This window comes from Coprobacter secundus subsp. similis (assembly GCF_015097275.1).
GTDB lineage: Bacteria > Bacteroidota > Bacteroidia > Bacteroidales > Coprobacteraceae > Coprobacter > Coprobacter secundus.
On sequence record NZ_AP023322.1, the window covers coordinates 3,046,257 to 3,071,396 of the forward strand.

At 38.3% G+C, this 25,140-nt stretch carries 25 protein-coding genes; 15 read left to right on the top strand and 10 right to left on the bottom strand.

The window, feature by feature from the left end; all coding sequences use genetic code 11:
- Nucleotides 1-3: 3 nt before the first annotated feature.
- Nucleotides 4-540: a DUF4251 domain-containing protein gene (locus tag Cop2CBH44_RS12135; protein ID WP_246469117.1), complete on the bottom strand. Its 537-nt coding sequence runs from the start codon at nucleotides 538-540 to the stop codon at nucleotides 4-6.
- Between the two features lie 386 nt (nucleotides 541-926).
- Between Cop2CBH44_RS12135 and Cop2CBH44_RS12140 the strand changes: the two genes are divergently transcribed.
- From Cop2CBH44_RS12140 to Cop2CBH44_RS12160, 5 genes are all read left to right on the top strand, one after another.
- Nucleotides 927-2,777 carry a 2-oxoacid:acceptor oxidoreductase subunit alpha gene (locus tag Cop2CBH44_RS12140; protein WP_200754907.1) on the top strand — a complete coding sequence of 617 codons (1,851 nt, stop codon included), beginning with the start codon at nucleotides 927-929 and terminating at the stop codon, nucleotides 2,775-2,777.
- Between the two features lie 3 nt (nucleotides 2,778-2,780).
- Nucleotides 2,781-3,797, top strand: a complete 1,017-nt coding sequence (locus Cop2CBH44_RS12145; RefSeq protein ID WP_021930886.1) for a 2-oxoacid:ferredoxin oxidoreductase subunit beta — start codon at nucleotides 2,781-2,783, stop codon at nucleotides 3,795-3,797.
- A 161-nt stretch (nucleotides 3,798-3,958) separates the two neighbouring features.
- Nucleotides 3,959-4,576 (top strand): CatA-like O-acetyltransferase, encoded by a 618-nt coding sequence (locus tag Cop2CBH44_RS12150; protein ID WP_021930885.1) that lies wholly within the window; start codon nucleotides 3,959-3,961, stop codon nucleotides 4,574-4,576.
- Between the two features lie 23 nt (nucleotides 4,577-4,599).
- Nucleotides 4,600-5,229 carry an HAD family hydrolase gene (locus Cop2CBH44_RS12155; RefSeq protein WP_200754908.1) on the top strand — a complete coding sequence of 210 codons (630 nt, stop codon included), beginning with the start codon at nucleotides 4,600-4,602 and terminating at the stop codon, nucleotides 5,227-5,229.
- Entirely contained in the window at nucleotides 5,226-5,609 is a 384-nt protein-coding gene (locus tag Cop2CBH44_RS12160; protein WP_200754909.1) for a VOC family protein, read from the top strand. The genes Cop2CBH44_RS12155 and Cop2CBH44_RS12160 overlap by 4 nt, the downstream gene beginning before the upstream one ends.
- A 102-nt stretch (nucleotides 5,610-5,711) precedes the next feature.
- Here the strand turns inward: Cop2CBH44_RS12160 and Cop2CBH44_RS12165 are convergent, their stop codons facing one another.
- Together Cop2CBH44_RS12165 and Cop2CBH44_RS12170 are read right to left on the bottom strand one after the other, a co-directional pair.
- Nucleotides 5,712-6,614 carry an alpha/beta hydrolase gene (locus Cop2CBH44_RS12165; RefSeq protein ID WP_200754910.1) on the bottom strand — a complete coding sequence of 301 codons (903 nt, stop codon included), beginning with the start codon at nucleotides 6,612-6,614 and terminating at the stop codon, nucleotides 5,712-5,714.
- Between the two features lie 18 nt (nucleotides 6,615-6,632).
- On the bottom strand, nucleotides 6,633-7,193 hold the full coding sequence (locus Cop2CBH44_RS12170; protein ID WP_021930881.1) for an NUDIX hydrolase: 561 nt from the start codon (nucleotides 7,191-7,193) through the stop codon (nucleotides 6,633-6,635).
- 122 nt (nucleotides 7,194-7,315) lie between these two features.
- Here Cop2CBH44_RS12170 and Cop2CBH44_RS12175 point away from each other — a divergent pair, with 122 nt between their 5' ends.
- From Cop2CBH44_RS12175 to Cop2CBH44_RS12220, 10 genes are all read left to right on the top strand, one after another.
- Nucleotides 7,316-8,047, top strand: coding sequence for an O-methyltransferase (locus Cop2CBH44_RS12175; protein WP_200754911.1), 732 nt, complete (start codon nucleotides 7,316-7,318; stop codon nucleotides 8,045-8,047).
- 58 nt (nucleotides 8,048-8,105) lie between these two features.
- On the top strand, nucleotides 8,106-8,669 hold the full coding sequence (locus tag Cop2CBH44_RS12180; RefSeq protein WP_021930879.1) for a cob(I)yrinic acid a,c-diamide adenosyltransferase: 564 nt from the start codon (nucleotides 8,106-8,108) through the stop codon (nucleotides 8,667-8,669).
- A 65-nt stretch (nucleotides 8,670-8,734) separates the two neighbouring features.
- Nucleotides 8,735-8,956, top strand: a complete 222-nt coding sequence (locus tag Cop2CBH44_RS12185) for a DUF2795 domain-containing protein (RefSeq protein WP_021930878.1) — start codon at nucleotides 8,735-8,737, stop codon at nucleotides 8,954-8,956.
- A gap of 77 nt (nucleotides 8,957-9,033) precedes the next feature.
- The gene (locus Cop2CBH44_RS12190) at nucleotides 9,034-9,390 is read left to right on the top strand and encodes a hypothetical protein (protein WP_021930877.1); all 357 of its coding nucleotides are present in this window, start codon (nucleotides 9,034-9,036) and stop codon (nucleotides 9,388-9,390) included.
- Between the two features lie 235 nt (nucleotides 9,391-9,625).
- A complete protein-coding gene (locus Cop2CBH44_RS12195; protein ID WP_200754912.1) occupies nucleotides 9,626-10,576 on the top strand; it encodes a PorP/SprF family type IX secretion system membrane protein in 951 nt (316 codons plus the stop codon).
- Between the two features lie 3 nt (nucleotides 10,577-10,579).
- Complete coding sequence (gene porK, locus Cop2CBH44_RS12200) at nucleotides 10,580-12,001, top strand: T9SS ring complex lipoprotein PorK/GldK (protein WP_200754913.1); 1,422 nt, start codon at nucleotides 10,580-10,582, stop codon at nucleotides 11,999-12,001.
- 40 nt (nucleotides 12,002-12,041) lie between these two features.
- The gene (gene porL / locus Cop2CBH44_RS12205; RefSeq protein ID WP_021930874.1) at nucleotides 12,042-13,052 is read left to right on the top strand and encodes a type IX secretion system motor protein PorL/GldL; all 1,011 of its coding nucleotides are present in this window, start codon (nucleotides 12,042-12,044) and stop codon (nucleotides 13,050-13,052) included.
- Nucleotides 13,053-13,083: 31 nt separating this feature from the next.
- A complete protein-coding gene (gene porM, locus Cop2CBH44_RS12210; protein WP_021930873.1) occupies nucleotides 13,084-14,649 on the top strand; it encodes a type IX secretion system motor protein PorM/GldM in 1,566 nt (521 codons plus the stop codon).
- Between the two features lie 2 nt (nucleotides 14,650-14,651).
- A complete protein-coding gene (porN, locus tag Cop2CBH44_RS12215; protein WP_246469119.1) occupies nucleotides 14,652-15,791 on the top strand; it encodes a type IX secretion system ring subunit PorN/GldN in 1,140 nt (379 codons plus the stop codon).
- Nucleotides 15,792-16,149: 358 nt separating this feature from the next.
- Nucleotides 16,150-17,037: a carbohydrate kinase family protein gene (locus Cop2CBH44_RS12220; RefSeq protein WP_021930871.1), complete on the top strand. Its 888-nt coding sequence runs from the start codon at nucleotides 16,150-16,152 to the stop codon at nucleotides 17,035-17,037.
- Between the two features lie 279 nt (nucleotides 17,038-17,316).
- On the opposite strand, the gene Cop2CBH44_RS12225 is transcribed toward Cop2CBH44_RS12220, so the two are convergent.
- The 7 genes from Cop2CBH44_RS12225 to Cop2CBH44_RS12255 form a co-directional block, all read right to left on the bottom strand.
- Nucleotides 17,317-19,161, bottom strand: a complete 1,845-nt coding sequence (locus Cop2CBH44_RS12225; protein WP_200755969.1) for a 4-hydroxy-3-methylbut-2-en-1-yl diphosphate synthase — start codon at nucleotides 19,159-19,161, stop codon at nucleotides 17,317-17,319.
- A 25-nt stretch (nucleotides 19,162-19,186) separates the two neighbouring features.
- Nucleotides 19,187-19,693, bottom strand: coding sequence for a 5-(carboxyamino)imidazole ribonucleotide mutase (purE, locus tag Cop2CBH44_RS12230; protein ID WP_021930869.1), 507 nt, complete (start codon nucleotides 19,691-19,693; stop codon nucleotides 19,187-19,189).
- A gap of 37 nt (nucleotides 19,694-19,730) precedes the next feature.
- On the bottom strand, nucleotides 19,731-20,351 hold the full coding sequence (locus tag Cop2CBH44_RS12235) for a hypothetical protein (RefSeq protein ID WP_021930868.1): 621 nt from the start codon (nucleotides 20,349-20,351) through the stop codon (nucleotides 19,731-19,733).
- A 27-nt stretch (nucleotides 20,352-20,378) separates the two neighbouring features.
- Nucleotides 20,379-21,839, bottom strand: a complete 1,461-nt coding sequence (rpoN, locus tag Cop2CBH44_RS12240; protein WP_200755970.1) for an RNA polymerase factor sigma-54 — start codon at nucleotides 21,837-21,839, stop codon at nucleotides 20,379-20,381.
- Nucleotides 21,840-22,137: 298 nt separating this feature from the next.
- Entirely contained in the window at nucleotides 22,138-23,043 is a 906-nt protein-coding gene (locus tag Cop2CBH44_RS12245) for a glycine betaine ABC transporter substrate-binding protein (RefSeq protein WP_200754914.1), read from the bottom strand.
- A gap of 35 nt (nucleotides 23,044-23,078) precedes the next feature.
- Nucleotides 23,079-23,897: an ABC transporter permease gene (locus tag Cop2CBH44_RS12250; protein WP_200755971.1), complete on the bottom strand. Its 819-nt coding sequence runs from the start codon at nucleotides 23,895-23,897 to the stop codon at nucleotides 23,079-23,081.
- Nucleotides 23,897-25,123 (bottom strand): quaternary amine ABC transporter ATP-binding protein, encoded by a 1,227-nt coding sequence (locus Cop2CBH44_RS12255; RefSeq protein ID WP_200754915.1) that lies wholly within the window; start codon nucleotides 25,121-25,123, stop codon nucleotides 23,897-23,899. Before Cop2CBH44_RS12255 ends, Cop2CBH44_RS12250 begins: the two co-directional genes overlap by 1 nt.
- Nucleotides 25,124-25,140: the final 17 nt, after the last annotated feature.

Below are 25,140 nucleotides of genomic sequence, written 5' to 3' on the forward strand. Positions count from 1 at the left end.
ATATTAAAAAGAACGTCCTTTGATTATATTGGATTGGCTGTAAGGGATTAGATTTCCTTCTAATGTGATACGGTTGCTGTTAAAGTTGGGGCTTATTGTAGCAGAAGCTTTGTTACTCCCTGCATATAGGGTAATATTTACTAAAGCAGAAATGCCTGCACCCATGATGTTCATAGAGTAATAGGTTGTCCCTTTCTTGTCTTTTGTGATTTTTATGTTAGAAATTTGGCCTTCGACCGTTACGCCTCCCATACCATTAGGTCCACTTGCCGGAATATTGAAACTGGTCTGTACGACTCCAAAGTTTTTGTTGAGAGATATAAAATTACTTGTTGGATTTACATAAACACTTCTTCCTCTTTTGAAGATGACTCGGTCAGCTTCTAAAACGAAAGTACTGTCTTGTAATGAAATAAGTGCATTATTGTGGTATATTGCATCCAACTTTTCTTTTTGTCCGTTTTTATTGTTTTGCTTATTCTGGGCCTGTATCGTTATCAGAGAGAGAAGAGCAAAAGTAATCGTCATAAATTTTTTCATAATCATTGAATTTTTTAAATTAATATTCTATTCATCAGCTCCTTTATATTTATATAACAGGTTTCTTACGATTTTGATTATTAGGACATTCTTTTTTATGAAAAAACAAAATTCATGCCTACTTTTTAGGTGGGGAATAAGATAAAATTAAAATTTATATAATTTAACCGGATTTCTAAAAATTGGTCAGAATCGATAAAATTTAAAGAAGAATAGTTAGGATATTAATAAATATTTTGTTCCTTTGCATTTTACGAGAAAAAAGATAGAAATTGCCCGATTTTTTTAACAAATAGAATGAAAAACAATAATTTTGCTATTGATTATGCTTCGAAAGATTCTTTTTTCTTATTAATTGAAAGATTCAAAAACAAAATAATGGGATTATGTTAGAACAAACAAAGGTGAAAACATTAGATAAAGTAGCTGTTCGCTTTACCGGAGATTCAGGTGATGGAATGCAGCTGGCGGGAAATCTTTTTTCTAATGTTTCAGCAGCAATTGGAAATGAGATTTCCACGTTCCCTGATTATCCGGCAGAGATACGAGCTCCACAAGGTACTTTAGGAGGAGTATCCGGTTTTCAGGTACATATTGGTAAAGGTGTATATACTCCGGGTGACCAAGCTGATGTTTTGGTCGCGATGAATCCGGCGGCACTGAAAACGAATGTTGCATATATTAAGCCGAATGCTGTGATTATTTATGATACAGATTCTTTTACAGCTAATGATTTAGAGAAAGCAGCTTTCGCAACGGATGATCCATTTAATGAATTAGGGCTTACAGGTATGCAGTTGGTCCCGGTTGCAATAACCAGCATGGTAAAAGATTCTTTAGCTGGATCGGGATTGGACAATAAGGCGGTCTTACGTTGTAAAAATATGTTTGCTTTAGGATTGGTATGTTGGCTTTTCGACCGCCCGCTTGACCAAGCAGCACATTTGTTAAAAAATAAATTTGCTAAAAAGCCATCGGTACTTGAAGCTAATATTAAGGTAATGACCGATGGATATAATTACGGAAATAATATACATGCAACGGTTTCGACGTATCGTATTGAAACTGCAACAGCAAAGAAAGGTATCTATACCGATATAAACGGGAATACAGCTACGGCGTTAGGATTGATTGCCGCTTCTGAAAAATCAGGCCTTCCATTATTCTTGGGTAGTTATCCTATTACTCCGGCCAGTGATATTTTGCATGAACTGGCAAAAAGAAAAGATTTGGGTGTAAAAGTCGTTCAAGCAGAAGATGAAATTGCTGGGGTTTGTACTGCTATAGGAGCAAGTTTTGCCGGAAATTTGGCTGCGACATCTACATCCGGTCCAGGGTTGGCATTGAAAAGCGAAGCTATTGGTTTGGCTGTAATGGCAGAATTACCGTTAGTTATTATTGATGTCCAGCGAGGAGGGCCTTCTACGGGGCTTCCGACAAAGACCGAACAGACCGATTTGTTACAAGCACTTTATGGTCGTAATGGTGAGTCTCCCATTGTCGTTGTGGCAGCGTCTACACCTGCTGATTGTTTTGATATGGCTTTTAATGCAGCAAAACTTGCTCTTGAACATATGACTCCGGTTATTTTACTAACAGATGGGTTCATAGCAAATGGTTCGTCGGCATGGCGTATACCTGAGATGGAAGAATATCCTGAAATAGTTCCTCATTACGTGACTCCTGATTTGTTGGAGAAAAATTGGCGACCCTATCATCGGGATACAGAGACACAAGTTCGTTTTTGGGCTAAACCCGGTATGGAGGGCTTTATGCATCGATTGGGTGGTCTGGAGAAGGATAGTGTTACAGGTGCAATTTCTACAAATCCGGCCAACCATCAAAAGATGACAGATATCCGTCAGGCTAAAATAGATTATATTTCGAAGTGTATTCCGGCTCTTGAAGTTTTAGGAAATCCGGATGCAGATTTATTGGTTGTTGGTTGGGGCGGAACATACGGGCATTTATATTCAGCTGTCGAAAAGATGAATACAGAGGGGAAAAAAGTTGCTATGGTCCATTTTAATTACATCAATCCGCTACCTGCAAATACGGCTGAAGTTTTGAAAAAATACAGGAAAGTTGTGGTATGTGAACTGAATAATGGGCAGTTAGCTACTCATTTATGTTCTAAGATTCCGGGACTGAATGTTGAAAGATTCAATAAAGTGCAGGGACAGCCTTTTATGGTAAGCGAGCTTGTCGAATGTTTTAATAAACTCATGGAGGAATAACAAATGGAAAATAATACCATATATACAGCAAAAGATTTTAAAAGCGATCAGTATGTTCGCTGGTGTCCCGGTTGTGGAGACCATGCTGTTGTGAATACTTTGCAAAAGGCTATGGCCGAATTGGGAATACCTCCTCATATGACTGCCGTAATATCCGGTATTGGGTGTTCTTCAAGGCTTCCTTATTACATGAATACATATGGTTTTCATACAATTCATGGTCGGGCATCAGCAATAGCTACAGGAGTTAAAGTCGCTAATCCTGAGCTGACGGTTTGGCAGATTACGGGAGATGGGGACTGTTTGGCTATTGGGGGAAATCATTTTATTCATGCTGTCCGTAGAAATGTCGATTTGAATATCATATTACTGAATAATAAGATTTATGGCCTTACGAAGGGGCAATATTCTCCTACGTCAGATCGAGGTGCCGTAACCAAGTCTTCTCCTTATGGAACAGTCGAAGACCCTTTTATTCCGGCAGAATTGGCGTTCGGGGCTCGGGGAACTTTCTTCGCCCGTTCTATCGATGTGGATTTGTCTGTGGCAAAAGAAGTCATGGTAGAAGCGGCTCGACATAAGGGTGCATCAGTGGTTGAGATATTACAGAACTGTGTGATTTTTAATGATAAAATTCATAGTTTTGTTGCAGATAAGGAGTTTCGGGCAGAACGTACTATCCATCTTAAACATGGAGAGAAGATGCTTTTTGGTAAAAATAACGAGAAAGGATTGGTCTTAGATGGTCTGAAGTTGAAAGTTGTTACTATCGGGAAGAATGGAGTAACATTGGATGATATCTTGACTCATGATGTTACAGACCAGGATGGGACATTACATCGTATGCTGGCTATGATGGATGGTCATGAATTACCATTGGCAGTCGGAGTAATACGTTCGGTGGAAGCTCCGGTCTATGACCAGGAAGTAAAAGCTCAAGTTGAGTCGGTAAGAGCCCAGACAAATAAACGAACATTGAGAGAATATTTGCTTACGCGTGATACTTGGGAAGTGAAATAAAGAATTTCCATATTCGTATAAAACCGGGATAAAATAGTTTTTATGTCCCGGTTTTGTTTTATGTATCTATTTGTAATGAAGAAAAGCTGTTATAGATTGGTTTTTGCCAGTGAGTATTCATGATTTTTTGTAACTTTATCACGGTTTCAATAATAGAAAGAATGAAAAAATTTGATGTAGATAGTTGGGCTCGGAAACCCAGTTATGAAGTATTTAGAAATTATGCCGATCCATCTTTTCATATTACGGCAAATGTTGATGTAACTCGTCTATACAATGATTGTAAGATAAATGGAGATAGTTTTTTTCTGGCTTCTTTGTATTATATGACGAGGGTGGCAAACGAAATTCTTGAATTTCGCTTGCGTATTATTGATGGAGAAGTTTGGGAAATAGACCATATGGATGCCGGTACTATCATATCGCATGGAGGAGGAATGATAACTTTTGCTAGTTTTGCGTATAAGGAAACTTATAAAGAATTCATGGAAGTCGCGACAAAGCATTTGCAAGAACATTTGCAACGAAAGGAACATGACGGTGACGCATTTCGGAAAGATGTGTTACAAAATTCTGTATTGCCGTGGGTCTCATTTACTGCGGTAAAACATCCGCATAGGGATTTGTCCGATGCAGATATTCCCAAAGTTACGTGTGGCAAATTGATAAAGGCTGAAGGAAAAGTTTGGATGCCGGTAAATATAGAGGCTCATCATGGTTTGATGGATGGCTATCAGATGAGCCGTTATTTTCAATTACTTGAAGAATATTGTGCTTAATATGTTAATAATTGGATTTTTATATGGGAAAAATTAAAAATATCGTATTTGATTTAGGAGGAGTTATTCTTGATCTTGACAGGGATAGAGCGGTGCGCCGTTTTGAACAAATAGGCCTATCTGATGCTGAAGAACTTATAGACCCATATCATCAGAAAGGAATTTTTCTCGATTTAGAAGAAGGACGTATCGACCGAAACGAATTTTATCGTTTATTACGGGAGCATATGGGAAAAGATGTTGCGGAAAAAGATATTGATTATGCTTGGATGGGTTTTATTGTTGCGTTGCCCGAATATAAGCTTGATTATATATTAAAGTTGAGAGAAAGTTATAACGTATATTTGTTGAGTAATACCAATCCTATTATTATGGGTTGGGCAAGGACGGGAGAATTTACCCCTGCGGGAAATCCCATAACGTATTATTTCGACAAGATATACACATCTTATGAAATGGGAGTCTGTAAGCCTGCGGCCCGTATTTTTAATTTTATGATGAAGGATGCGGATATGAATCCGGAAGAGACCCTGTTTGTCGATGATGGCAAAAGCAATACTGATATGGCCGCTGGTATGGGCTTTGTAACTTATACGCCGGCAAATGGAGAAGATTGGCGGGAAGCGTTGAATGAGATATTGAACAAAAGATGAAAATACACCATATTGGTCTTTGGGTTTCTGACTTAGAAGCATCAAGACGGTTTTATGAATATTATTTTGGCGGTAAGTGCGGTGAGCGATATGAAAATGTAACTAAAGGATTTGCTTCTTATATGCTTAGCTTTGAAGATGGGGTAGCCCTTGAGATAATGACACGTATAGATGTTTCCAGCAAAGCACCTGATGGAGAGAGACTGGGTTGGGCACATCTGGCTTTTACTCTTGGCTCTGAGCAGAGAGTAAATGAACTGGTAGAGGTGTTAAGGGCTGATGGTTATTGTGTGGTCGGTGAACCCCGTATAACAGGGGACGGATATTATGAAGCTGTAATTCTGGATAATGAGGGGAATCGGATTGAGATTGTGAAATAATAACTATTTTGAGAATTTTGTTTTTGTTATCTTGGATAAATTTTTATCCAAGATAACAAAAACTGTCTATATTGTATTACTTTAAAGGAAATTTTTTATTGTTTAGAAATCTTCTCCTCGATGAAAGTGGCTGGATGCTGTATGTAGTATTTCTTTTATTTCTCGACGCCAGAAAGGCCAGTGGTGTTGCCCGTTCCGTAAACGGAAAATAGTCGGGATATGGGTGTCATACATGGCTAAAGCTAATTGTAAATTATTCCTGTATAGGAAATCGTCATCGCCACAGGCTATATAATATTTTACTTTTTTCTTATCGGCTTTCGGATAGTTTTTCAGTATAGTGTAGATGTCATTTTCTCTCCAAGTTGGTGTAAGCCGGCTTTCTTTTGTATTTCCTCCTCCAATGATATCTTTAAAACGACGAGTGTAATCTTCCTCTGAGAAATTAAGTATATCTTCGTCAGAAAAGACGGCTGCGCTTATCGGGAAACATGCAACAAACATATCCGGATGTTTTAATGCGTAAAGCAAAGATCCATATCCGCCCATAGACAGCCCGGCAATAGCTCGTTGTTCTTTCTGGGATATAGCCCGGTAGGTAGTTTCAATATGAGGAATAAATTCTTCAAAAAACATTTTTTCCATTTGGGCTTTTCCTTTACAAGCATTTATGTACCAGCTTTGTTTTGCATCGGGCATTACGATAATCATTTCGTCGGCCTTACCTGAATCGATGACTCGATCGGCAATGGCTTGTATTTGTCCTAAGAGGCTCCACGATGTGTGGTTGTCTCCTAAACCGTGTAACAAATATAGCACAGGGTAAGATTTTTCTGAGGTCTGATAGCTTTTGGGCAAATAGATAGAGTATTTTACATCTTCTTTGAGGATGTTACTTTTCATTGATTTATTTTCGGAAAGATAACTCTGTGCGCATGCCATTCCCGGCAAAAAGAGAATTAAGCACCACATACTGAGTACTCTTGATAAAATAATTTTTTTCATGTCGGTATGATTGTTGGGTTATTTGTTTTCATACAGTGCAAAATATTTCCATAAAGGAGCTGCATGTTGGGCTTGAAGTATAGCATCATTCATCATTAACTGTTTGACTTCTTCTGCTGATAAAAGAAAAACTTCAATGTCTTCAGTTGCTTCGAGCTGTTGACTTCCTATTTTTTCTACATTAGTGGCCAGGAAACAATAAGTCAGATTGGTGTGGGTCCCGGGATTGGGGGATATTTTCATAAGAAGCTCCCATTTGCCGTTTCCATATCCGGTCTCTTCCATTAATTCCCGCTGTGCCGATATTAGAGGAGAATCATCTTCTTTTTCGCATACACCGGCACAGAGTTCATATGAGACCACTCCAGCTCCATGCCGATATTGCCGTTCAAATATAAATTTACCTTCTTTAGTAATTGCTATGACATTTATCCAGTTAGGATACTCCATAACATAGTAAGGTGTTAATATATTACCGTTTGGGAGCTTGACACTCTCTTTCCTGACAGTGAACCACGGTTCATGAGAAATATAATCACTTGAAAGTACTTCCCATTTCATATTACGTTCTTTGTCCATATAAAGTTGGATTAAAAATGGTTGAGCTAAGATAGTTATCTTTGTTATAATTTTAATATAAAAACGGATTGTTCTTTAGAATTAGTATATCGTACATTTAATAATTTTTTATATTTGCATTCATGGCAAAAAGAATTTTCAAAAAATATTATATAAAAGCAATACGCCGGTTACGGCATCGCCGGGGATTTGGTGTACATTCTCCATTTGCATTTAACTTGATAACAAAAGTGATTGAGGAGAATTTTATGTATTATAGTTATGCCGAGATAGAACAGATACGGCGTGAGAAATTACAGGGGAAACTCAATCGTAAATCTTTGAATCGGCGGGCAGAAATATCTTTTAAAAAAGGTTCGTTGTTGTTTCGTCTGGTAAATCGTTTTACACCATCATCCATTTTAGAAATAGGTACTGCATGGGGGATATCCACATTATATCTACATAATGGGCATAGTACTTCTCACTTGGTATGTATAGAGCCGGATAATGCTGTTGCGGAAATGGCAAAAAAAGTTGTTGGGGATAATAAAGAGTCAATTTCATTTTTGACAGATTCTTTGTCTCATTCGCTGGATTTATATTTTATTTCTGGAACAGAGCTGAATTTTGTGTATGTCCACCAATTAAGTAATCCGGCAGATTATACTTGGCTTATTCCCTTGCTTATTGAACATTCTGGAGATAAAACCGTTTGGGTAATAAATGGTATTCGTTCCCATGAGAGGATAGCAGCAGCTTGGAGACTTTTGATTGCTGATAATAAGGTTCGTGTGACGATGGATTTGTATGATATGGGGCTTGCATTTAATAATCCTAAACTGAATAAGCAGGATTATGTAGTGGCTTTTTGATTTGTTTTATTGTTGACCGAAGTATAATACAATTATGGAAAATTAAAAATAAAGATGTATGGCAGATAAAAGTAAAATTTATACTCGCACGGGAGATAAGGGCCAGACAGCGTTAGTTGGAGGAACAAGAATAAATAAGTGGGATACCCGGTTAGAAGCTTACGGTACGATTGACGAACTGAATTCTTTCCTTGGTTGGCTATTACAAATGCCCGAAGTAGAGGGAGAAGTAGAATTGTTGCGTTTTGTTCAAAATAAGTTGTTTGTCATAGGCTCGTATTTAGCAACAGATGTTTCGTTTGTAGAATTAAGGGATGCTAGTAAATTGAAAGTTGATGATGTGTTGCGCATCGAACAGCGTATTGATGAATTGGATGCGCAATTGCCCAAGATTACAAATTTTATATTGCCGGGAGGGACCCAAGCGGCTTCGGTTGCTCATATATGTCGGACAATATGCCGGAGGGCAGAGAGACGTATTTGTGAATTGGCATCGCAAGGCTTTGTAGATAGTAATTTGTTATGTTTTATGAACCGATTGTCTGATTATCTATTCGTTTTTGCAAGATTTAACAATTATAAAACTTCGGGAAATGAAATTTATTGGGATAAGAATTGCTAATGGGAATTTTTGTTATATTTTTGCGGAAATTTAAAAACGGAAGGAACAATTAAAATCAATATACTATGTATTGGACGTTGGAATTGGCATCAAAACTCGAAGATGCACCGTGGCCTGCCACTAAAGATGAACTGATCGATTACGCTATGCGTTCGGGTGCTCCGTTGGAAGTGATAGAAAATCTTCAGGAAATGGAAGATGAGGGTGATATTTACGAATGTATCGAAGATATCTGGCCCGATTATCCCAGCAAAGAAGACTTTTTCTTCAATGAGGAAGAATATTGAGCGTATTTTGGTAAATATGAATGGAATAAAGAGATTGAAGCAGCTTCGATGAGGCTGCTTTTTTATTAGAAAAAAGAATGCGGATACTGAGACCATTTATAATTATTTTGGTATTACTTTTTGTTTTTTGGATTTATAAATCAGATGATTATGAGTCTATTGAGGTTTCAGATATTTCAGATTCGTCTGGTTGTACTTTCAGATATGACAGTGTAAAGATTCCAAAAGAAAAAGTGTATCGAGAAATACTTTTTGAAGAAGAGACACCGGAAGAAGTGTATGAAAGAGGTTATGTTGAGGGTTTCAATAGAGCGTATGATGAAAAAAAGAATTATGATGCATCAAGTAGTTATATTGTAAATAAAGAGGAATATGAGGAAGGGTATGAAGCCGGATATAAATGGGGAAAAGATAAAATGAAAAACAAATATTAGATAATGGGGCTGTATTTAATTTATTAAAACAGTTTCTTAACATTTATTTGTCGGAGACATATCTCTTTCGTATTTTTGCCCTTTACAAATTGGCAAGAGAACCAATATAGCTGTTATTTCTTGTATAAATATGAATTTTTATGATATTTTGGACAATGAAATATTGAATTCGGAGTTTTATAAGATACAATAGTTTTTTATCGTTATGCGGTGATTGCCTTTTCCCGGATTGTAAATGCAAAAAATAAAGAGGGTTATATTGGGTATTTTGATAATGTTTGCAGGTTTAGACTTGCAGGCACAAGTCGATGCGCAATTTAGCCAGTATTGGGCATTGCCTTCATATTATAATGCAGGAAGTGTCGGGGCGAAAGAGAAGTTGAATATTTTAGCTGCAACACGTCAGCAATGGGTCGGTATGCCTGGAGCTCCTAAGACATTTTTGGTAGGAGCAGATATGCCATTGCGTTTTCTCAAACAGAATCATGGAGTGGGACTCTTATTGTCCAATGAGACTATTGGTTTGTTTTCAAATATGTCGATAGGTGCTCAATATGCTTTTAAAGTGAAATTGTGGGGAGGTAATTTGGGGCTCGGTTTGCAGATTGGTTTACTTGATCAGCGTTTTGATGGTACAAAAGTTTCGATTCCGACCAGTGATGAACATGTCTCTACAGAAGATGGGATACCTCAAACCGAATTGCAAGGTATGGCATTTGATATGGGATTTGGAGCATATTACACACATAAATACTTCTATGCAGGTTTATCTGCGTTACATTTGACAAAACCATCTATTACATTTGATGAAAAATATGAAACCTATATAGGACGATCATATTATTTTATTGCTGGAGGCAATATTCCTTTTAAAAACACGTTATTAGAGTTGCAGCCCTCTATGATGCTGAAGACAACTTTTAATATTACTCAGGTAGAATTGACGGCTCGGCTGAAATATAAAAAGTTTTTATGGGCTGGTTTGTCGTATCGATGGAAAGATGCTATGGTGGTGATGATTGGGGCTGAAATAAAAAATGTGGTTTTTGGGTATTCTTACGATTATTCATTATCACCGATAGTAAAAGCGACCAGTGGAAGTCACGAGGTATTTGTAGGATATAGTATGAAAATTGATTTTTCAGATAAGAATAAAAACAAACATAAGAGCATTCGCATATTGTAATTTATGAAAAGAATAATATTGTTTCTGGCGACGATTGCCATCCTTACATCATGTGCTCCCGGCTCTCAGGGTAATGGCGGAGAATTGGTGGGGGTTGGAGGAACGGCTTGGGCCGAACCGACTCCATATGGAATGGTATTGGTTAAACGTGGTTCGTTTGAGATGGGCCCGGCTAAAAAAGATAGCTTATGGGGAACTCATCAAGAACCTAGAGGAATTTCTATCGATGCTTTCTGGATGGACGAAACGGAGATAACTAATTCAAAGTACAAGCAGTTTGTATTTTGGGTGCGTGATTCCATTATTCGTGAACGCTTGGCAGACCCTGCTTATGGAGGTAATGAAGCTTTTAAGATAGAAGAAGATCGTGAAGGTAATCCTGTCACTCCCCATTTGAACTGGAATAAAGCGATTCCGTGGCGTAATCCGACAGAAGATGAAGCACGGGCGATAGAAAGTGTTTATAGAACTAATCCTATTACAGGCAAGAGAGAATTGGATGCCGCGCAGATGAATTATCGTTATGAGGTCTTTAATCATACAGAGGCGGCAAAGCGGAAACATCGTTTTGATGTGACTCGCCGGAATCTGAATACAGATATACGGCCTAACTATGATGAGCAGATAATGATTTCAAAAGATACGGCATTTATTGATGATGAAGGGCGTATAATACGAGAGACAATTACCCGTCCTCTACAAAGTGAATTTGATTTTCTACATACTTATATTATTAATATTTATCCTGATACGACAGCTTGGGTTAATGATTTTGATAATGCTTATAATGAGCCGTATATGCGCATGTATTTTGCCCATGCTGGTTATAATGATTATCCGGTTGTCGGGATATCTTGGGAACAGGCCAATGCATTCTGTGTATGGAGAACAAATTATTTGGTAGCTTCTTTTGCAGGTCGGGGTCCGGTATTTATAGAACCGTATCGTTTGCCTACCGAGGCAGAGTGGGAATATGCAGCCCGTGCTGGAAAAAATGAGAATAAGTATCCTTGGGAAGGAGATGCACCGATGGCAGAAAAGGGATGTTTTTATGCTAATTTCAAACCAGATAAAGGTAATTATGTAAAGGATGGAAATTTAATTACGGCAAGAGTCGGTTCATATTCTCCAAATGAATTTGGACTGTATGACATGGCTGGGAATGTTTCGGAATGGACCTCTTCTGCATATACGGAAACGGCTAATTTGCATACGAGTGATATGAATCCTGAATATCAATACAATGCGGCAAAAGAGGATCCGTATAAAATGAAGCGAAAAATTGTACGTGGTGGCTCTTGGAAGGATGTTTCTAATTTTGTCCGAGCCGATGTCAGGATGTGGGAATATCAAAACGAACAGCGTTCTTATATTGGATTCCGGTGTGTAAGGTCCCAAATAGGGTTTGCTAAAGGCCGTAAATAACCGGAATAAATATATAGTAATGATTTAATTTTTACCAATTATGGGAAAATATAAGAGATATAAAAACAGTTTAGAGAAATTTCTTTCAGGAGATTCTGGTAAACGATTTTTTAATTTTGCGTATAGCTTGGGTGCAGCTGTCGTAATTTTAGGAGCATTATTTAAAATATTGCACTTACCTGGTGGTAACGCGATGTTATGTATCGGTATGGGTACTGAAGTTTTGATGTTTATCTTGTCAGCTTTTGACCATCCGGCCAAAGAATATAATTGGGAAGAAGTTTTTCCTGTACTTGATAGTAAGAATCCGGACGATCGTCCATCCTTTGCCGGAGGTAATGGTACGGTTATTGTGAATGGTGGAGGTTCGAAAGGTGGAGTTGCCGGGGGAATATCGGGGGCTGTAAATATTACTCCTGAGATGGCCCAGCATGCCGCTGGTATACCGGGTATCCAATTAGAAGAAGAGGACTCGAAAAGTCTGACCGAAAGTATACAGAAATTGTCTGCTGCCGCTGACCAGTTATCCCGTATGGCTGAATTGACGGATGCTACTCAGCAATATCTGAGTCAATTATCTGAAATTTCGGAACAGATGACTAATTTAGGTGAGGCTACTCGTTCTTTGACTGAAGTCTCTAATGTCTTGCTCGATTCGTACAGGAGCATAACCGATAATTCCGAGGGTATTACAAATCATTCTCAAGGTTATGTAACTCAAATGGAAAATTTGAACCGGAACTTAAATGGATTGAATACAATCTATGAAATCCAGTTGAAGAGTATCAGTTCTCAACTCGACAGCATTGACAGGGTCAATGCCGGTTTGAAGAGTATTCGTGATATGTATGAAAATTCTATGGCCGACAGTTCAAGATATTGTGAAGAAACCGAAAAAATGACTCAGTATATGCAACAACTCAATTCGGTTTACGAAAAGATGTTGACAGCAATGACTGTAAATATGTATACGCGGCCTATGCCGCAGCAACCACAGGGACAACCTGTAGTTCAAAAACAAGAAATACAGAAAGAAACGGAACAGCAGTAAAATCCGATTGGGATTATAAAGTATAAAAAATATGGCTTCACCTAATTCAAACCTTTCTCCGCGGCAAAAGATGATAAACCTGATGTATATCGTCTTGACTGCCATGCTGGCGTTGAACGTGTCTTCTGATGTGCTTAATGGGTTTAAGCAGGTCGAAGAGGGTTTGGTACGTTCTACTGGTAACTCGACGGTACAGAATCAGGCGTTATATAATGAATTATCATCATTTAATCAAAAGAATCCTGAAAAGACCAAAGAGTGGTATGATAAAGCGTCTGAAGTGAAAAAACGAACGCAGGAACTTTATGATTATATTGCCGACTTGAAATTGCGCATCGTACGCCAAGCTGATGGTGATGATGGGAATGTTTTTGATATTAAGCATCAGGATGATTTGGAGGCAGCCTCTCGTATTATGTTGGCTCCTGCAAGGGGAGAAGGTAAAAAGCTCAGGCAATCTTTGACCGAATATAGTCGGGTTGTTTCGGGAATGATCCCAGATACATTACAACGGAAAGTAATTAGTGATTATTTAACACCCAGAACACCCGTATCGGGGGTGAAGAATCACAAAAACTGGGAGGAGGCTATGTTCGAAAATATGCCTGTGGCAGCCGCTGTTACCATTTTGTCGAAAATCCAGAGTGATATACGCTATGCGGAAGGAGAGGTTTTGCACACATTGTTGAAAAATGTCGATGTAGGAGATGTGAGGGTGAATCGTCTGAATGCGTTTGTTATACCTAATTCCAAAACTATTATTCGTGGAGGTAAGTACTCGGCAGATATTGTTCTGGCTGCTATAGATACGACACAAGCACCTGTAATATATATAGGTGATACTAAGTTGCCGGAAGAACAGAAGGGAAAATATGAGTTTATTTGCGGCAAGACAGGAGTTTTTGACTTCTCTGGTTATCTGGAGGTCCCACATGGAGATGGTACGCTGACACGACATGATTTTTCTTCATCTTATACAGTTGTGGAACCCACTGCTACGGTATCGGCAACCATGATGAACGTATTATATGCGGGTATTGATAATCCGATAAGTATATCGGTCCCCGGAGTCCCGATGCATTCGGTATCGGCAACCATGTCCAATGGTTCATTGACGCGTTCTGGAGACCATTGGGTTGCTCGTCCGGCGCGTGTCGGACAAGATGTGACGATTACGGTTACGGCTGTACTTGAAGGACATTCGCAAGTTGTCAATACAACCCAGTTCCGAGTACGTCAGCTGCCCGATCCTATGCCTTTTATTGCATATAAGGATGATAAGGGGTACGAGCGTCGTTATAAAGGAGGAAAACCTTTCCCAAAGAGTTTGTTATTGTCTGCACCGGGTATACAGGCAGCAATTGATGATGATTTGTTGAATGTAACTTATCGAGTGCTACAATTTGAGACAGTATTTTTTGATTCGATGGGAAATGCTATGCCTGAGATTTCGGACGGAGCATCATTTTCTGAACGTCAAAGGACAGCTTTCCGACGATTGTCACGGGGGAAACGATTCTATATATCTCGTGTAAAAGCAGTTGGTCCAGATGGAATACAACGGGATTTGTCCCCGATAGAAGTAATTGTAAACTGAAAATGAAAAGTAAAAAACAGATAGAGCGTATGAAAGTCACTGTAAAAATTGTGGCAGCTGCAGTCGCCTTTGCATGTACTATGCCGGTTCTGCATGCTCAAAATCGGTCTACGGTGCGCACCGTTTCTCCAAAAGAGGAAAAGAATGAACTTTCGGTACGGGCCCAATCATTATATGATAAAGCGGGGATAACTGAAGCCGATATCCCTTGGATGCGTGTTATATATCGGTCTGTGGATCTTACAAAGGAGAAAAATATGCCTTTGTATTATCCTGAAGAATCGATGGAAAATCAAGAGAATATGTTCCGGCTGATTGTTCGTTTGATGGCAGATGGAAAAGTTCCGGTTTATGAATATCTTGATGGCCGGGAAATATTTACCGAGGCTTATCAGTTAAAAGTGAAGGATGTACTTGACCGATATCATATCCCTTATGAGGAAAAGCAGGGGCGTACTTCCAAAACGGTGACATTTGGTATAGAAGACAGTGATATACCGACCAATGAGGTCCTGTCGTATTATATGAGGGAGAAATGGGTATTCGATCAGCGAAATTCGAAATTTTATCCGATAGTAGAAGCCCTTTGTCCGGTATTGCACCGAGCTGGAGATTTTGGGGGTGAAGCTGTAAAATATCCGATGTTTTGGGTACGTTATAATGATATCAAACCTTATTTGTCTCAACAATATATTTTGACGAATAATGAAAATAATGTACAACATTATACATTTGATGATTATTTTCAATTACGTTTGTTCGAGGGGGAAATATATAAGACGACGAATTTAAGAAATATGTCTCTTATGCAGATGTATCCGTCTGATACTGCTCGGGTGGCTGCTCAAACCAAAATAGAAAATCAATTGAAAAGCTTTGAGGATAATCTTTGGGTGAAGATGCCTGAGCAAGAGGACACTGATGTGAAATCTAAGGCCAAAGATAAAGATAGTTCAGATGTAAAGGAAGAAGATAATAATTCTAAGAAGGAGCAGAAAGCAACGGTTTCACGGTCTACTCGTTCTTCAAGAGGTACAGTGTCTAAATCTAAATCTTCCTCCAAATCGTCTAAAGTATCCCGTTCTTCTTCCCGGTCAGCTTCTAAGTCGGCACCAGTGCGCTCGGTAAGACGAACGAAATAAATTGTATTTGTAAATAAAAAGTTGAGGAGGCTATCAGTTTTCTGATTGCCTCTTTTTTGCATATAATTATAGATTTTGATACTTTTATATATGGATGTGTTATGTCGCTGTCTGGAAATATCGGTTTTTAGTCTGAAAATATTTAATATCGATAAAAGTGTTGTCTTAAAAAACGGTTTGGTTATTGTATTCTTGCTAATGGTTAGATTATATATGTTTCTATCGAAACAATTTAGTATATTTGTATTGTAAAGATAGGATTTGGTAATTTCTTTTTAGTTATCAATTACCAAGGATGTTTCGATGGAGGAGAAGGTTTCTATGACAACAAAAGAAGTAACAAATAGAGAAATAATAGATGGATAATATTGTTGTTGGAATGGGTGAGGTACTTTGGGATATCCTGCCCGAAGGAAAGAAAATAGGTGGAGCTCCTGCCAATTTTGCTTATCATATATCCCAATTTGGATTGGATAGCTGTGTTGTAAGTGCAGTAGGGGATGATAAATTAGGCTATGAAATATTGGATAACTTTGATAAGAAAAAATTGAATTATTTAATAAAAAAAGTCCCTTATCCTACCGGTACGGTACAAGTAGAACTGGATAAGACTGGAATTCCTTGTTATGAAATAAAAGAAGGTGTAGCTTGGGATAATATTCCATATACGTCTGCATTGGAAGAGTTAGCAAAGAAAACTCGGGCAGTATGTTTCGGTTCGTTGGCTCAGCGTAGTATTGTTTCCAGAGAAACAATCAATTGCTTTTTGGATGTAATGCCGGACGGAGAAGGCCAGTATAAAATATTTGATATAAATTTGAGACAAGGCTTCTATACAAAAGATACTCTTTGTAATTCAATGCAAAGATGTAATGTATTGAAGATTAATGATGAAGAATTAGTTATAGTTAGCCGCATATTTGGTTATCCTGATATTGATTTTCAAGATAAATGCTGGATTCTTCTAGCTAAATATAATTTGAAAATGTTGATATTGACTTGTGGGGTAAATGGTAGTTATGTATTTACTCCGGGAAATATTTCGTTTGTAGAAACTCCAAAAGTCGATGTCGCTGATACTGTAGGAGCAGGAGATTCTTTTACTGCAACGTTCATTACTGGCATATTAAAAGGTAAAGATGTATCTGAAGTGCATAAGCATGCCGTTGAGGTCTCGGCCTATGTTTGCACGCAAAAAGGGGCAATGCCGGAGTTACCTCCCTATTTAAGAGAACAATTATTGTAAAGAATATAATTTTAGAACTTGTTTAACGTTTGTCGGGTCAGTGAGAGAATACGGATTGAAATTGATACTCCTATGGAATCTTTCGGAAAGATATCTTTTTGATTATTGTGTGATTCTTTGTACTGTCTTGTATGCCATTATTTGAAGAGAGATACATATATGCATGAAACGGTTGTTGCCTAACCGTTTTTCTTTGTTGTTTTGTGAATCAAAACAACAAAGGTTTCTTTAGTTTTGAGATACTCATGAAATGGAAACAGAGTGAGATTGTTTGATTTATTATTTATCTTTCCAATCTCCATTTTCTTTTATCAATTCGATGAGTTTATCTACCGCATTTTCTTCGGGGATATTTTTTTCGATGCAAGTTTTTCCTTTATACAAGCTTATTTTCCCGCGAGCTGCACCCACATATCCGTAGTCTGCGTCGGCCATTTCTCCTGGACCATTCACAATACACCCCATGATACCTATTTTCAATCCTTTTAAGTGTGATGTCGCAGCTTTGACGCGTGAGATAGTCTGTTGTAAATCAAATAATGTACGGCCGCATCCCGGACATGAGATGTACTCTGTTTTACTTATCCTTTGCCGCGTTGCCTGTAAAATGCCGAACATATATTGGACTAGATTTGAAGTATCTATTTCTCCCTTATTCTTGAGCCAAATACCTTCACCAAAATAGTCCAAAAGTAAAGCACCGAAATCTGCTCCGGCTTTTAGCTGTAAATCTTCTTCTGAAGATTCGTTGTACTCATTGCGTAATATGATAGGAGCATTTATCTTATCGTTTATCAGTTGGTGAAACAATGCTCTTTGCTCTCCGACGGGATTGCTATGGGTGGAATTTAAGATGAGGACAATGTTTTTATCTTCATTTAATATATGCTGTATTGTTCCGTTATAATCGGAGAGTTGTATCGATAAAAACTTTATCGGTGCATTACAGTTTTCTATTTTGTCGATTTCATAGATGGAAAATAGAGGGTATTGGTTTTTGGCTGGTTTATAATGCGAAAAATCGATAATTCTGTTCAATGCTGCCGGAAAATTTTTATAATCATTTTTCCCGGTATAATAGAAATCTGCTTTGAAAGGATATTGGGATAGAGGAGTTCCGTTTTCATTGTAATCAGCAATAACAACAGGAACTTGTGTCCCTCCGATATTACCGGATGACCAGGTATTTCTTTTTTGGGGGTTGAAATAGTCAAATTCGAGAGCTTTTTGGGCATGGATAATAGGATGGTGATTACGTTTGTAAATGTAGTCAACCAGCTTTTTAGCAACTGGAATTTCTTGCTCAGGAGCTTCGCTAAGGGATACCCGGATTGTATCTCCGATGCCGTCGGCAAGAAGAGCACCAATGCCTACAGCCGATTTTATTCGTCCATCCTCTCCATCCCCAGCTTCTGTAACACCGAGATGTAAAGGATAGTGCATGTTTTCTTTTTCCATGGCAGCAACCAATAGGCGTACTGTACGTACCATAATGACGGTATTAGATGCTTTGATTGAAATAACGATATCGGAAAAAGACTCATCTTTACAGATACGTAAAAATTCGAGGCAAGACTCAACCATGCCTTCCGGAGTGTCACCGTACCGGCTCATAATCCTATCCGACAACGACCCGTGATTTACCCCTATGCGGATTGCAGTTTTATGTTTGCGGCATATTTGGAGGAAAGGAACCAGTCTTGCTCGTATTTTATCTATTTCAGCGGCATATTCTTCTTCAGTGTACTCGAGGTGTTTGAATTTTCGGGCACAATCAACAAAGTTGCCTGGATTGATACGGACTTTTTCAACTATCTTGGCTGCAGCTTCAGCTGCACTCGGATTGAAATGGATATCAGCAACCAGAGGGGTATAATAACCTTTTTTATGTAGGTCATTTTTGATATTTGCCAGATTTTCGGCCTCCCTTACCCCCTGAGCCGTTAGCCGGACATAATCGCCTCCCGCTTCGATAATACGAATGCTTTGTTCTACGCAAGCCAGAGTGTCCATTGTCGAAGTGTTGGTCATAGATTGGATACGGATAGGGTTGTTGTCACCCAAAGGCGTTTTTCCTATTTTTACTTCCGAGCTTTTTCTACGATGATAGTTGAAATAGTCCATATCGAGTAAGTCTATTACAAATGGTTTAGTTTGTTTTGAATTTATATTCGATTTTTGCCAATTCTGAATTAGCATCTTTTATTTTTTTCGCTAACCCGGCTTTATAGGTTTTTACTTTTTCAGCAATATCTTTATCTGTTAAAGCCAGAATCTGGGTTGCCAGTATAGCGGCATTTAAAGAGGCGTTGATACCTACTGTCGCAACCGGAATTCCCGGGGGCATTTGCACGATAGCATAAAGTGCATCGATACCTTCAAGACTCGATTTTATAGGAACTCCGATAACCGGGAGAGTGGTCATGGATGCAATGACACCGGGCAGGTGTGCTGCCATTCCTGCAGCTGCAATAATGACTTTGATACCACGTTTCTGTGCTCCGGTAGCAAATTCTTCTACTTCTGCAGGAGTTCGATGAGCCGACAGAGCGTTCATTTCGAATGGTATCTCAAAGTCATTGAGAAGTTGAGCTGCTTTCTCCATGATAGGCAGGTCGGAAGTACTGCCCATAATGATACTTACAATTGGATTCATAATGTATATATTATTTCTAAATTAGTATAATTCGTTTTTAAACGACAGGAATACCGGCACATAAAGTCATGCATCCGAATACCCAGATAAATCCGTTAAGAGTACCTGTAATTACTTGCATGAAAGTGTGGCATCCCAATCCTATACGGGAAGTCCCGAGAATCCCTGTTGCCAGAATAAGCCCGATAAATAGATATATCGGGAAAGTATGTTGCATGGACGCAAGAGCGAATGCTGCTCCTAAAACGCCTCCAATACCGGTCATATGGGCACTGATTTTCCATTGTATATTTATGAGTGCAGCGGTAATGACTGATAAAAGTCCTCCTCCTACAAATCCTAATACCCAGGGCGGTAGTAGTAATCGATATAGGAGGATACCACAACATATGTATGATATAAGACAGATGGCATAAGGGATAGGGCGGTCTTCTCTATGATTGAGTCCTATCGTTTTTATTTTTCCTGTTTTATAAAGTAAAAGTATACATAAAGCCGGGATGATGCAAGTAAATAATAGTACTCCACCTAATACAAGCCATTTATATTGAAGGGGTAGAATATAAAGGTATGAGTAATAAAACATCATAAGGATGCCGTAGAACGGCATAAGTAATGGATGTAAAATTTCTGAAAAAATTTTTGCCAGGATTTTCATATTTCTTCTCTTATGGCTGATATATTGTTATATTTCTTTTCGTAACCGGGCAACCGGTAGACCCAATTGTTCCCGATATTTGGCGACAGTACGACGTGCAATCACGTATCCTTTTTCTTTCAGCAATTCACAAAGCTTATCATCAGCTAAGGGCTTGCGTTTATCTTCGTGTTCGATGCATTCCTGTAGTATTTTTTTTATTTCCCGGGATGAGATTTCTTCGCCTGAATCGTTTTGCATGGATTCAGAAAAGAAGAACTTTAGGGGATAAATTCCGAAATTTGTTTGTACATATTTACTATTGCTGGCTCGGGATATAGTAGATATATCAAATCCGGTACGTTCTGCTACATCCTTCAGTATCATTGGTTTAAGGGTGCTTTCATCTCCGGTAAGGAAAAACTCTTTTTGTAAATCGATAATTACTTGCATTGTCTGCAATAGAGTTTGTTGCCTTTGTTTGACAGCATCAACAAACCATTGGGCAGCATCAAGTTTTTGTTTTACAAAAAGTAGAGCATCTTTACGTTCTCGGGTCTGATTTTGTTTGTTGCCCATGTAATCTTCTAACATTTGAGTATAAGAACGGTTGATTCGTAACTCGGGAAGTTGGCTATTATTCAGGCTAAGAGTAATTTCTCCATCTTGAACATCTACAATGAAATCAGGAACAACCTGACTCATCCCATCACTGAACGAATCGCCCCATATATTACCCGGTTTGGGATTTAGTGTTGTTATTTCATGAATAGCATCTTTTAATTGAGATTCGTCAATGCCATATTGCTTCAATATTTTATCATAATGTTTTTTACTAAATTCATCAAACGACTCGTCAATAATTTTATATGCCAGTAAGTTTGCTGGGGTTGCTGGTCTCCTTTCAAGTTGTAATAGCAAACATTCCCGTAAATTGGATGCTCCTACTCCAGCGGGTTCGAAATCTTGTATAAGTTGCAATAGTTCTTCGAGTTTTTCGATGCTGACATCTATTCCTACTTGAAATATAAGGTCGTCTGAAATTGCGGAAAGCGGTCGCTGTAAATAGCCGTTATCATCTATATTCCCAATAATGTATTCGGCTATTTTATACTCTTGTTCACTAAGATTTCTAAGTCCGAGTTGTTTCAAAAGATTGTCGTGAAAAGACGAGTTCCCGGAAAATGGAATTTCTTCCCGTCGGTCTTTTTGTGAAAAGTTATCGGCTTCGAGTTTATAATCAGGAATATCATCTTCACTTCTGTAATCTCCGAGCGAAATGTCTTCAGCACTCTCATTAGAGCCTTCTTCATTTTGCATATCGTCACCAAAGGTGTCGGTATCACTTTGCGGTTCATTATTGCCTTCCTCCAAAGCCGGGTTGTCGACTAACTCCTGCTTGATGCGTTCTTCCAGTTCTATGGCTGTCAATTCGAGTAATCGGATAACCTGTATTTGTTGAGGCGATAACTTCTGTTGTAGCTTTTGTTGTAATTGTTGTTTCAGCATCATTTACGGGGTAAAGATTTCTGCAAACGAAGATAGTGTTTTTTCTGTTAATATGTATCGATTAGCAGTCTTTTGCCCGTTAAAAATAGTAATCCCCTAAATTGAACTTTTTATAAGGATTATTAAATGATGATATCAGGGATTGAGCCATACTTTTCTTTTGGTATGAGAAGATAATTATAATCCAACTTACAGATTATAAGTAAGGCTGCCTCATTTTGAAGTGCCCTTCAAAAGTTTTGTGTCTAACTTTTGGAGGGCACTTCATTTTTTTATTTTGAGACAACTTCATGAATATTTATTTTATAGATTGGTCCATTTTGGACCTGGATTTAGATGTGCTGGGAGAGGAGGCTGGAAGCCAACTATCTATTAGTTCCTGATTCTCTGAAATCCAACTTTCTGCGGCTTCTCCTTCGTTTTGTATTTTGTTGAATTTAGATATTAAAGAAGGCAACTGTTTTGTATCAAGCTTTATATTTTTCAGCAATTCAGCGGCAAAGGGCTGCTTCTGCGAAAATCCTTTAGTTGCAATAGATTCTATTGTTTCAGTTTTGCCAAATGTATTTTTGGGGTCATTCAGAAATTTCAGTTTGAAGTCAGAGAACATCCAATGAGGAGACCATCCAGTAATGATAATCCATTGTTTGTTTTCAATGGCTTTTTTCAATAAAGCTGTCATTGCCGGTCCGCTGGATGGTTTGAGACGGAAGTCAAGGTCATATTCTTGAATTGCTTTTTCGGCCGATTTCATAATCCCGGCACCGACATCGATGCCTATGATTTCTCCACTGAATTTATTTTTATTGGCATTCAATTCTTCAATTGAATTTATGTTGACATAGTCTGGTACGACAAAGCCTACGCGTGCACTATCATAGATTTCACCCAACGTTTCGAGATTATTTCCGTATTGGTTTAAATAATCTTGGTGAGTAACCGGAACCCAGGCATCGAGAAAGACGTCGGCTTTCCCGTTTGACAGGGAGGCAAAGAGGGGGGCAATGTCCGCATTCATTAATGTGATATTGTATCCTTGTTTTTCGAGGATTTTTTTAGCCATGTTACTTATAGCTATACCCTCGGCCCAATTGGGATATACGATAGATATATTATTCTTTTTTTCTCCGGGAGAACATGATGGCAGACAAATAATTGTGGCCAGAATCAATAGTAAAATGTTTAATTTATAGATTTTATTCATAACGATATGGGATTAATTTGATATTTGTGTTTGGTTCATTTCTTTCGTTTTACAAATCCTTGAGTGATTCTATCCAAAATAATAGCAAGAATTACTACAGCTATACCGCCTTCGAATCCTAATCCGATTTTCATTTGAGTAATACCTTTCAGGACAACTTCTCCAAGACCACCGGCAGATATCATGGCTGCGATTACAACCATTGATAGAGACATCATAATCGTTTGGTTTATTCCGGTCATTATTGTAGGTAGGGCCAGAGGTAGCTGTATCTTAAACAGAAGTTGACTTCGGGTAGCTCCGAAAGAATATCCGGCTTCTACTATGTCTTTGGGCACTTGTTTCAGCCCTAAAGTGGTTAATCGTACAACCGGTGGCATTGCAAAAATAACAGTGGCAAATGCGCCCGGTACATTGCCCAACCCGAAGAAGAGAACAGCTGGAATTAAATAGACAAAGGCCGGCATCGTCTGCATAAGATCCAGAATCGGATGCATTATTTTTTCGACTTTTTTGTTTTCTGCAGACCAGATGCCTAATGGAAGACCTAAAATTAAAGCTATGATTGCTGAAGATAGTACAAGAGCCAAAGTTTCCATAGTGGCTGCCCAAAATCCCATTGCGTAGATGAGGAACAGACCTAATATCGTGAATATGCCGATTGCTTTTCCTGCTTTATAAAAGGCCAGTAGAGCGATTATTGCGATGGTTATGTAGAAAGGTATCCAATTGAGTCCATATTGGAAACCATTGATGAAGTTTCCCACAATATGGTCGATTCCATCGAAAAAAGATGTGAAGTTTTCGGTTATCCAGTCTATTGCAATTTCAATGTATTTTCCTATATTAATTATCATAAGTCTATAGCATTTTGTATAATTTCGTTTATTTCAACTTTGTCTTTTCCGGTCATTTCAATGATTACGGATGATGGCGAGACCATTCCGGCTAATTGACCTTTTTCATTTACTACCGGTATGGCTTGCCTTACCTTATTCAATAAGGGAAGCATGTCTTCCACTGTAGTATTTTCTAAAACAGAAGGAATTTCTGTAAATATGATCGAATCGATGTTTTTTTCTCCTTTTTCACGTAGTTTTATAACATCTCTTAATCTTATTTCTCCGATGAATTCATCATTTTTACCAATTACCGGAAGAGCAAAAAGGTTTTTTTCTCTCATTTTTCGAAGTATGGCTTCCGGACCTTCTCGTTGCAATCGGACAGTTACGGGTCTTTTTATCATGATAGAAGCTGCTGTAATTACACGTCCACGATCGACATTTTCGGTGAAGCGGGCTACATATTTATCTGCAGGATTTGTCAATATTTCTTCGGGAGTTCCAGTTTGGATAACTTCTCCATCTTTCATAATAGCGATTCTATCTCCTAATTTTATAGCTTCGTCTAAGTCATGCGTGATGAATACTATTGTTTTTTGCATTTTGCACTGTAACTCCAATAACTCATCTTGCATTTGTTCTCGGATAAGAGGGTCTAAAGCCGAAAATGCTTCATCCATTAATAGTATTTCCGGATTATTTGCCAATGCTCGTGCCAACCCTACACGTTGTTGCATTCCACCTGAAAGTTCACTTACCTTTTGTTCCTCATATCCTTTGAGACCAACGATGTCGATACTTTGCTTTGCTTTGTTTAACCGTTTTGTTTTATCTATACCTTGTAATTCGAGTCCGAATGCGACATTGCTGAGGACACTTCTGTGCGGTAATAGTCCGAAATGCTGGAATACCATTGACATCTTTTTTCTTCGAATCCCCAGTAGTTCTTTATCGGGAATTCTAATAATGTTTATATTATCGATAAACACCTCACCGGATGTGGGTTTTATGAGTCGATTGATGCAACGTAAGAGAGTAGATTTTCCGCTGCCTGATAATCCCATAATAACAAAGATTTCTCCCTCATTTATCGATAGATTGGCATTCTTTACAGCGACAGTACATCCTGTAGCTTTCAAGATGTCTTGTTTGCTTTTATGCTCGTCGAGCATTTTTCGAGCTTTTGTTTTTTCATTACCGAAAATGATAGATATATCTCTTATTTCTATTTTTGACATAAATTTATATTTAGTAA

What these genes read in the sequence shown, in the direction of transcription:
- Cop2CBH44_RS12150 (WP_021930885.1), top strand. Translation starts at nt 3,959, where the DNA reads ATGAAAAAATTTGATGTAGATAGTTGGGCTCGGAAACCCAGTTATGAA.
- Cop2CBH44_RS12185 (WP_021930878.1), top strand. Translation starts at nt 8,735, where the DNA reads ATGTATTGGACGTTGGAATTGGCATCAAAACTCGAAGATGCACCGTGG.
- Cop2CBH44_RS12225 (WP_200755969.1), bottom strand. Translation starts at nt 19,161, where the DNA reads ATGGACTATTTCAACTATCATCGTAGAAAAAGCTCGGAAGTAAAAATA.
- Cop2CBH44_RS12180 (WP_021930879.1), top strand. Translation starts at nt 8,106, where the DNA reads ATGGCAGATAAAAGTAAAATTTATACTCGCACGGGAGATAAGGGCCAG.
- Cop2CBH44_RS12170 (WP_021930881.1), bottom strand. Translation starts at nt 7,193, where the DNA reads ATGGACAAAGAACGTAATATGAAATGGGAAGTACTTTCAAGTGATTAT.
- purE (WP_021930869.1), bottom strand. Translation starts at nt 19,693, where the DNA reads ATGAATCCAATTGTAAGTATCATTATGGGCAGTACTTCCGACCTGCCT.
- Cop2CBH44_RS12235 (WP_021930868.1), bottom strand. Translation starts at nt 20,351, where the DNA reads ATGAAAATCCTGGCAAAAATTTTTTCAGAAATTTTACATCCATTACTT.
- porM (WP_021930873.1), top strand. Translation starts at nt 13,084, where the DNA reads ATGGCTTCACCTAATTCAAACCTTTCTCCGCGGCAAAAGATGATAAAC.
- Cop2CBH44_RS12155 (WP_200754908.1), top strand. Translation starts at nt 4,600, where the DNA reads ATGGGAAAAATTAAAAATATCGTATTTGATTTAGGAGGAGTTATTCTT.
- Cop2CBH44_RS12190 (WP_021930877.1), top strand. Translation starts at nt 9,034, where the DNA reads ATGCGGATACTGAGACCATTTATAATTATTTTGGTATTACTTTTTGTT.
- Cop2CBH44_RS12160 (WP_200754909.1), top strand. Translation starts at nt 5,226, where the DNA reads ATGAAAATACACCATATTGGTCTTTGGGTTTCTGACTTAGAAGCATCA.
- Cop2CBH44_RS12135 (WP_246469117.1), bottom strand. Translation starts at nt 540, where the DNA reads ATGAAAAAATTTATGACGATTACTTTTGCTCTTCTCTCTCTGATAACG.
- Cop2CBH44_RS12195 (WP_200754912.1), top strand. Translation starts at nt 9,626, where the DNA reads ATGCAAAAAATAAAGAGGGTTATATTGGGTATTTTGATAATGTTTGCA.
- Cop2CBH44_RS12245 (WP_200754914.1), bottom strand. Translation starts at nt 23,043, where the DNA reads ATGAATAAAATCTATAAATTAAACATTTTACTATTGATTCTGGCCACA.
- Cop2CBH44_RS12220 (WP_021930871.1), top strand. Translation starts at nt 16,150, where the DNA reads ATGGATAATATTGTTGTTGGAATGGGTGAGGTACTTTGGGATATCCTG.
- porL (WP_021930874.1), top strand. Translation starts at nt 12,042, where the DNA reads ATGGGAAAATATAAGAGATATAAAAACAGTTTAGAGAAATTTCTTTCA.
- Cop2CBH44_RS12175 (WP_200754911.1), top strand. Translation starts at nt 7,316, where the DNA reads ATGGCAAAAAGAATTTTCAAAAAATATTATATAAAAGCAATACGCCGG.
- Cop2CBH44_RS12165 (WP_200754910.1), bottom strand. Translation starts at nt 6,614, where the DNA reads ATGAAAAAAATTATTTTATCAAGAGTACTCAGTATGTGGTGCTTAATT.
- rpoN (WP_200755970.1), bottom strand. Translation starts at nt 21,839, where the DNA reads ATGCTGAAACAACAATTACAACAAAAGCTACAACAGAAGTTATCGCCT.
- porN (WP_246469119.1), top strand. Translation starts at nt 14,652, where the DNA reads ATGAAAAGTAAAAAACAGATAGAGCGTATGAAAGTCACTGTAAAAATT.
- Cop2CBH44_RS12145 (WP_021930886.1), top strand. Translation starts at nt 2,781, where the DNA reads ATGGAAAATAATACCATATATACAGCAAAAGATTTTAAAAGCGATCAG.
- Cop2CBH44_RS12140 (WP_200754907.1), top strand. Translation starts at nt 927, where the DNA reads ATGTTAGAACAAACAAAGGTGAAAACATTAGATAAAGTAGCTGTTCGC.
- Cop2CBH44_RS12255 (WP_200754915.1), bottom strand. Translation starts at nt 25,123, where the DNA reads ATGTCAAAAATAGAAATAAGAGATATATCTATCATTTTCGGTAATGAA.
- porK (WP_200754913.1), top strand. Translation starts at nt 10,580, where the DNA reads ATGAAAAGAATAATATTGTTTCTGGCGACGATTGCCATCCTTACATCA.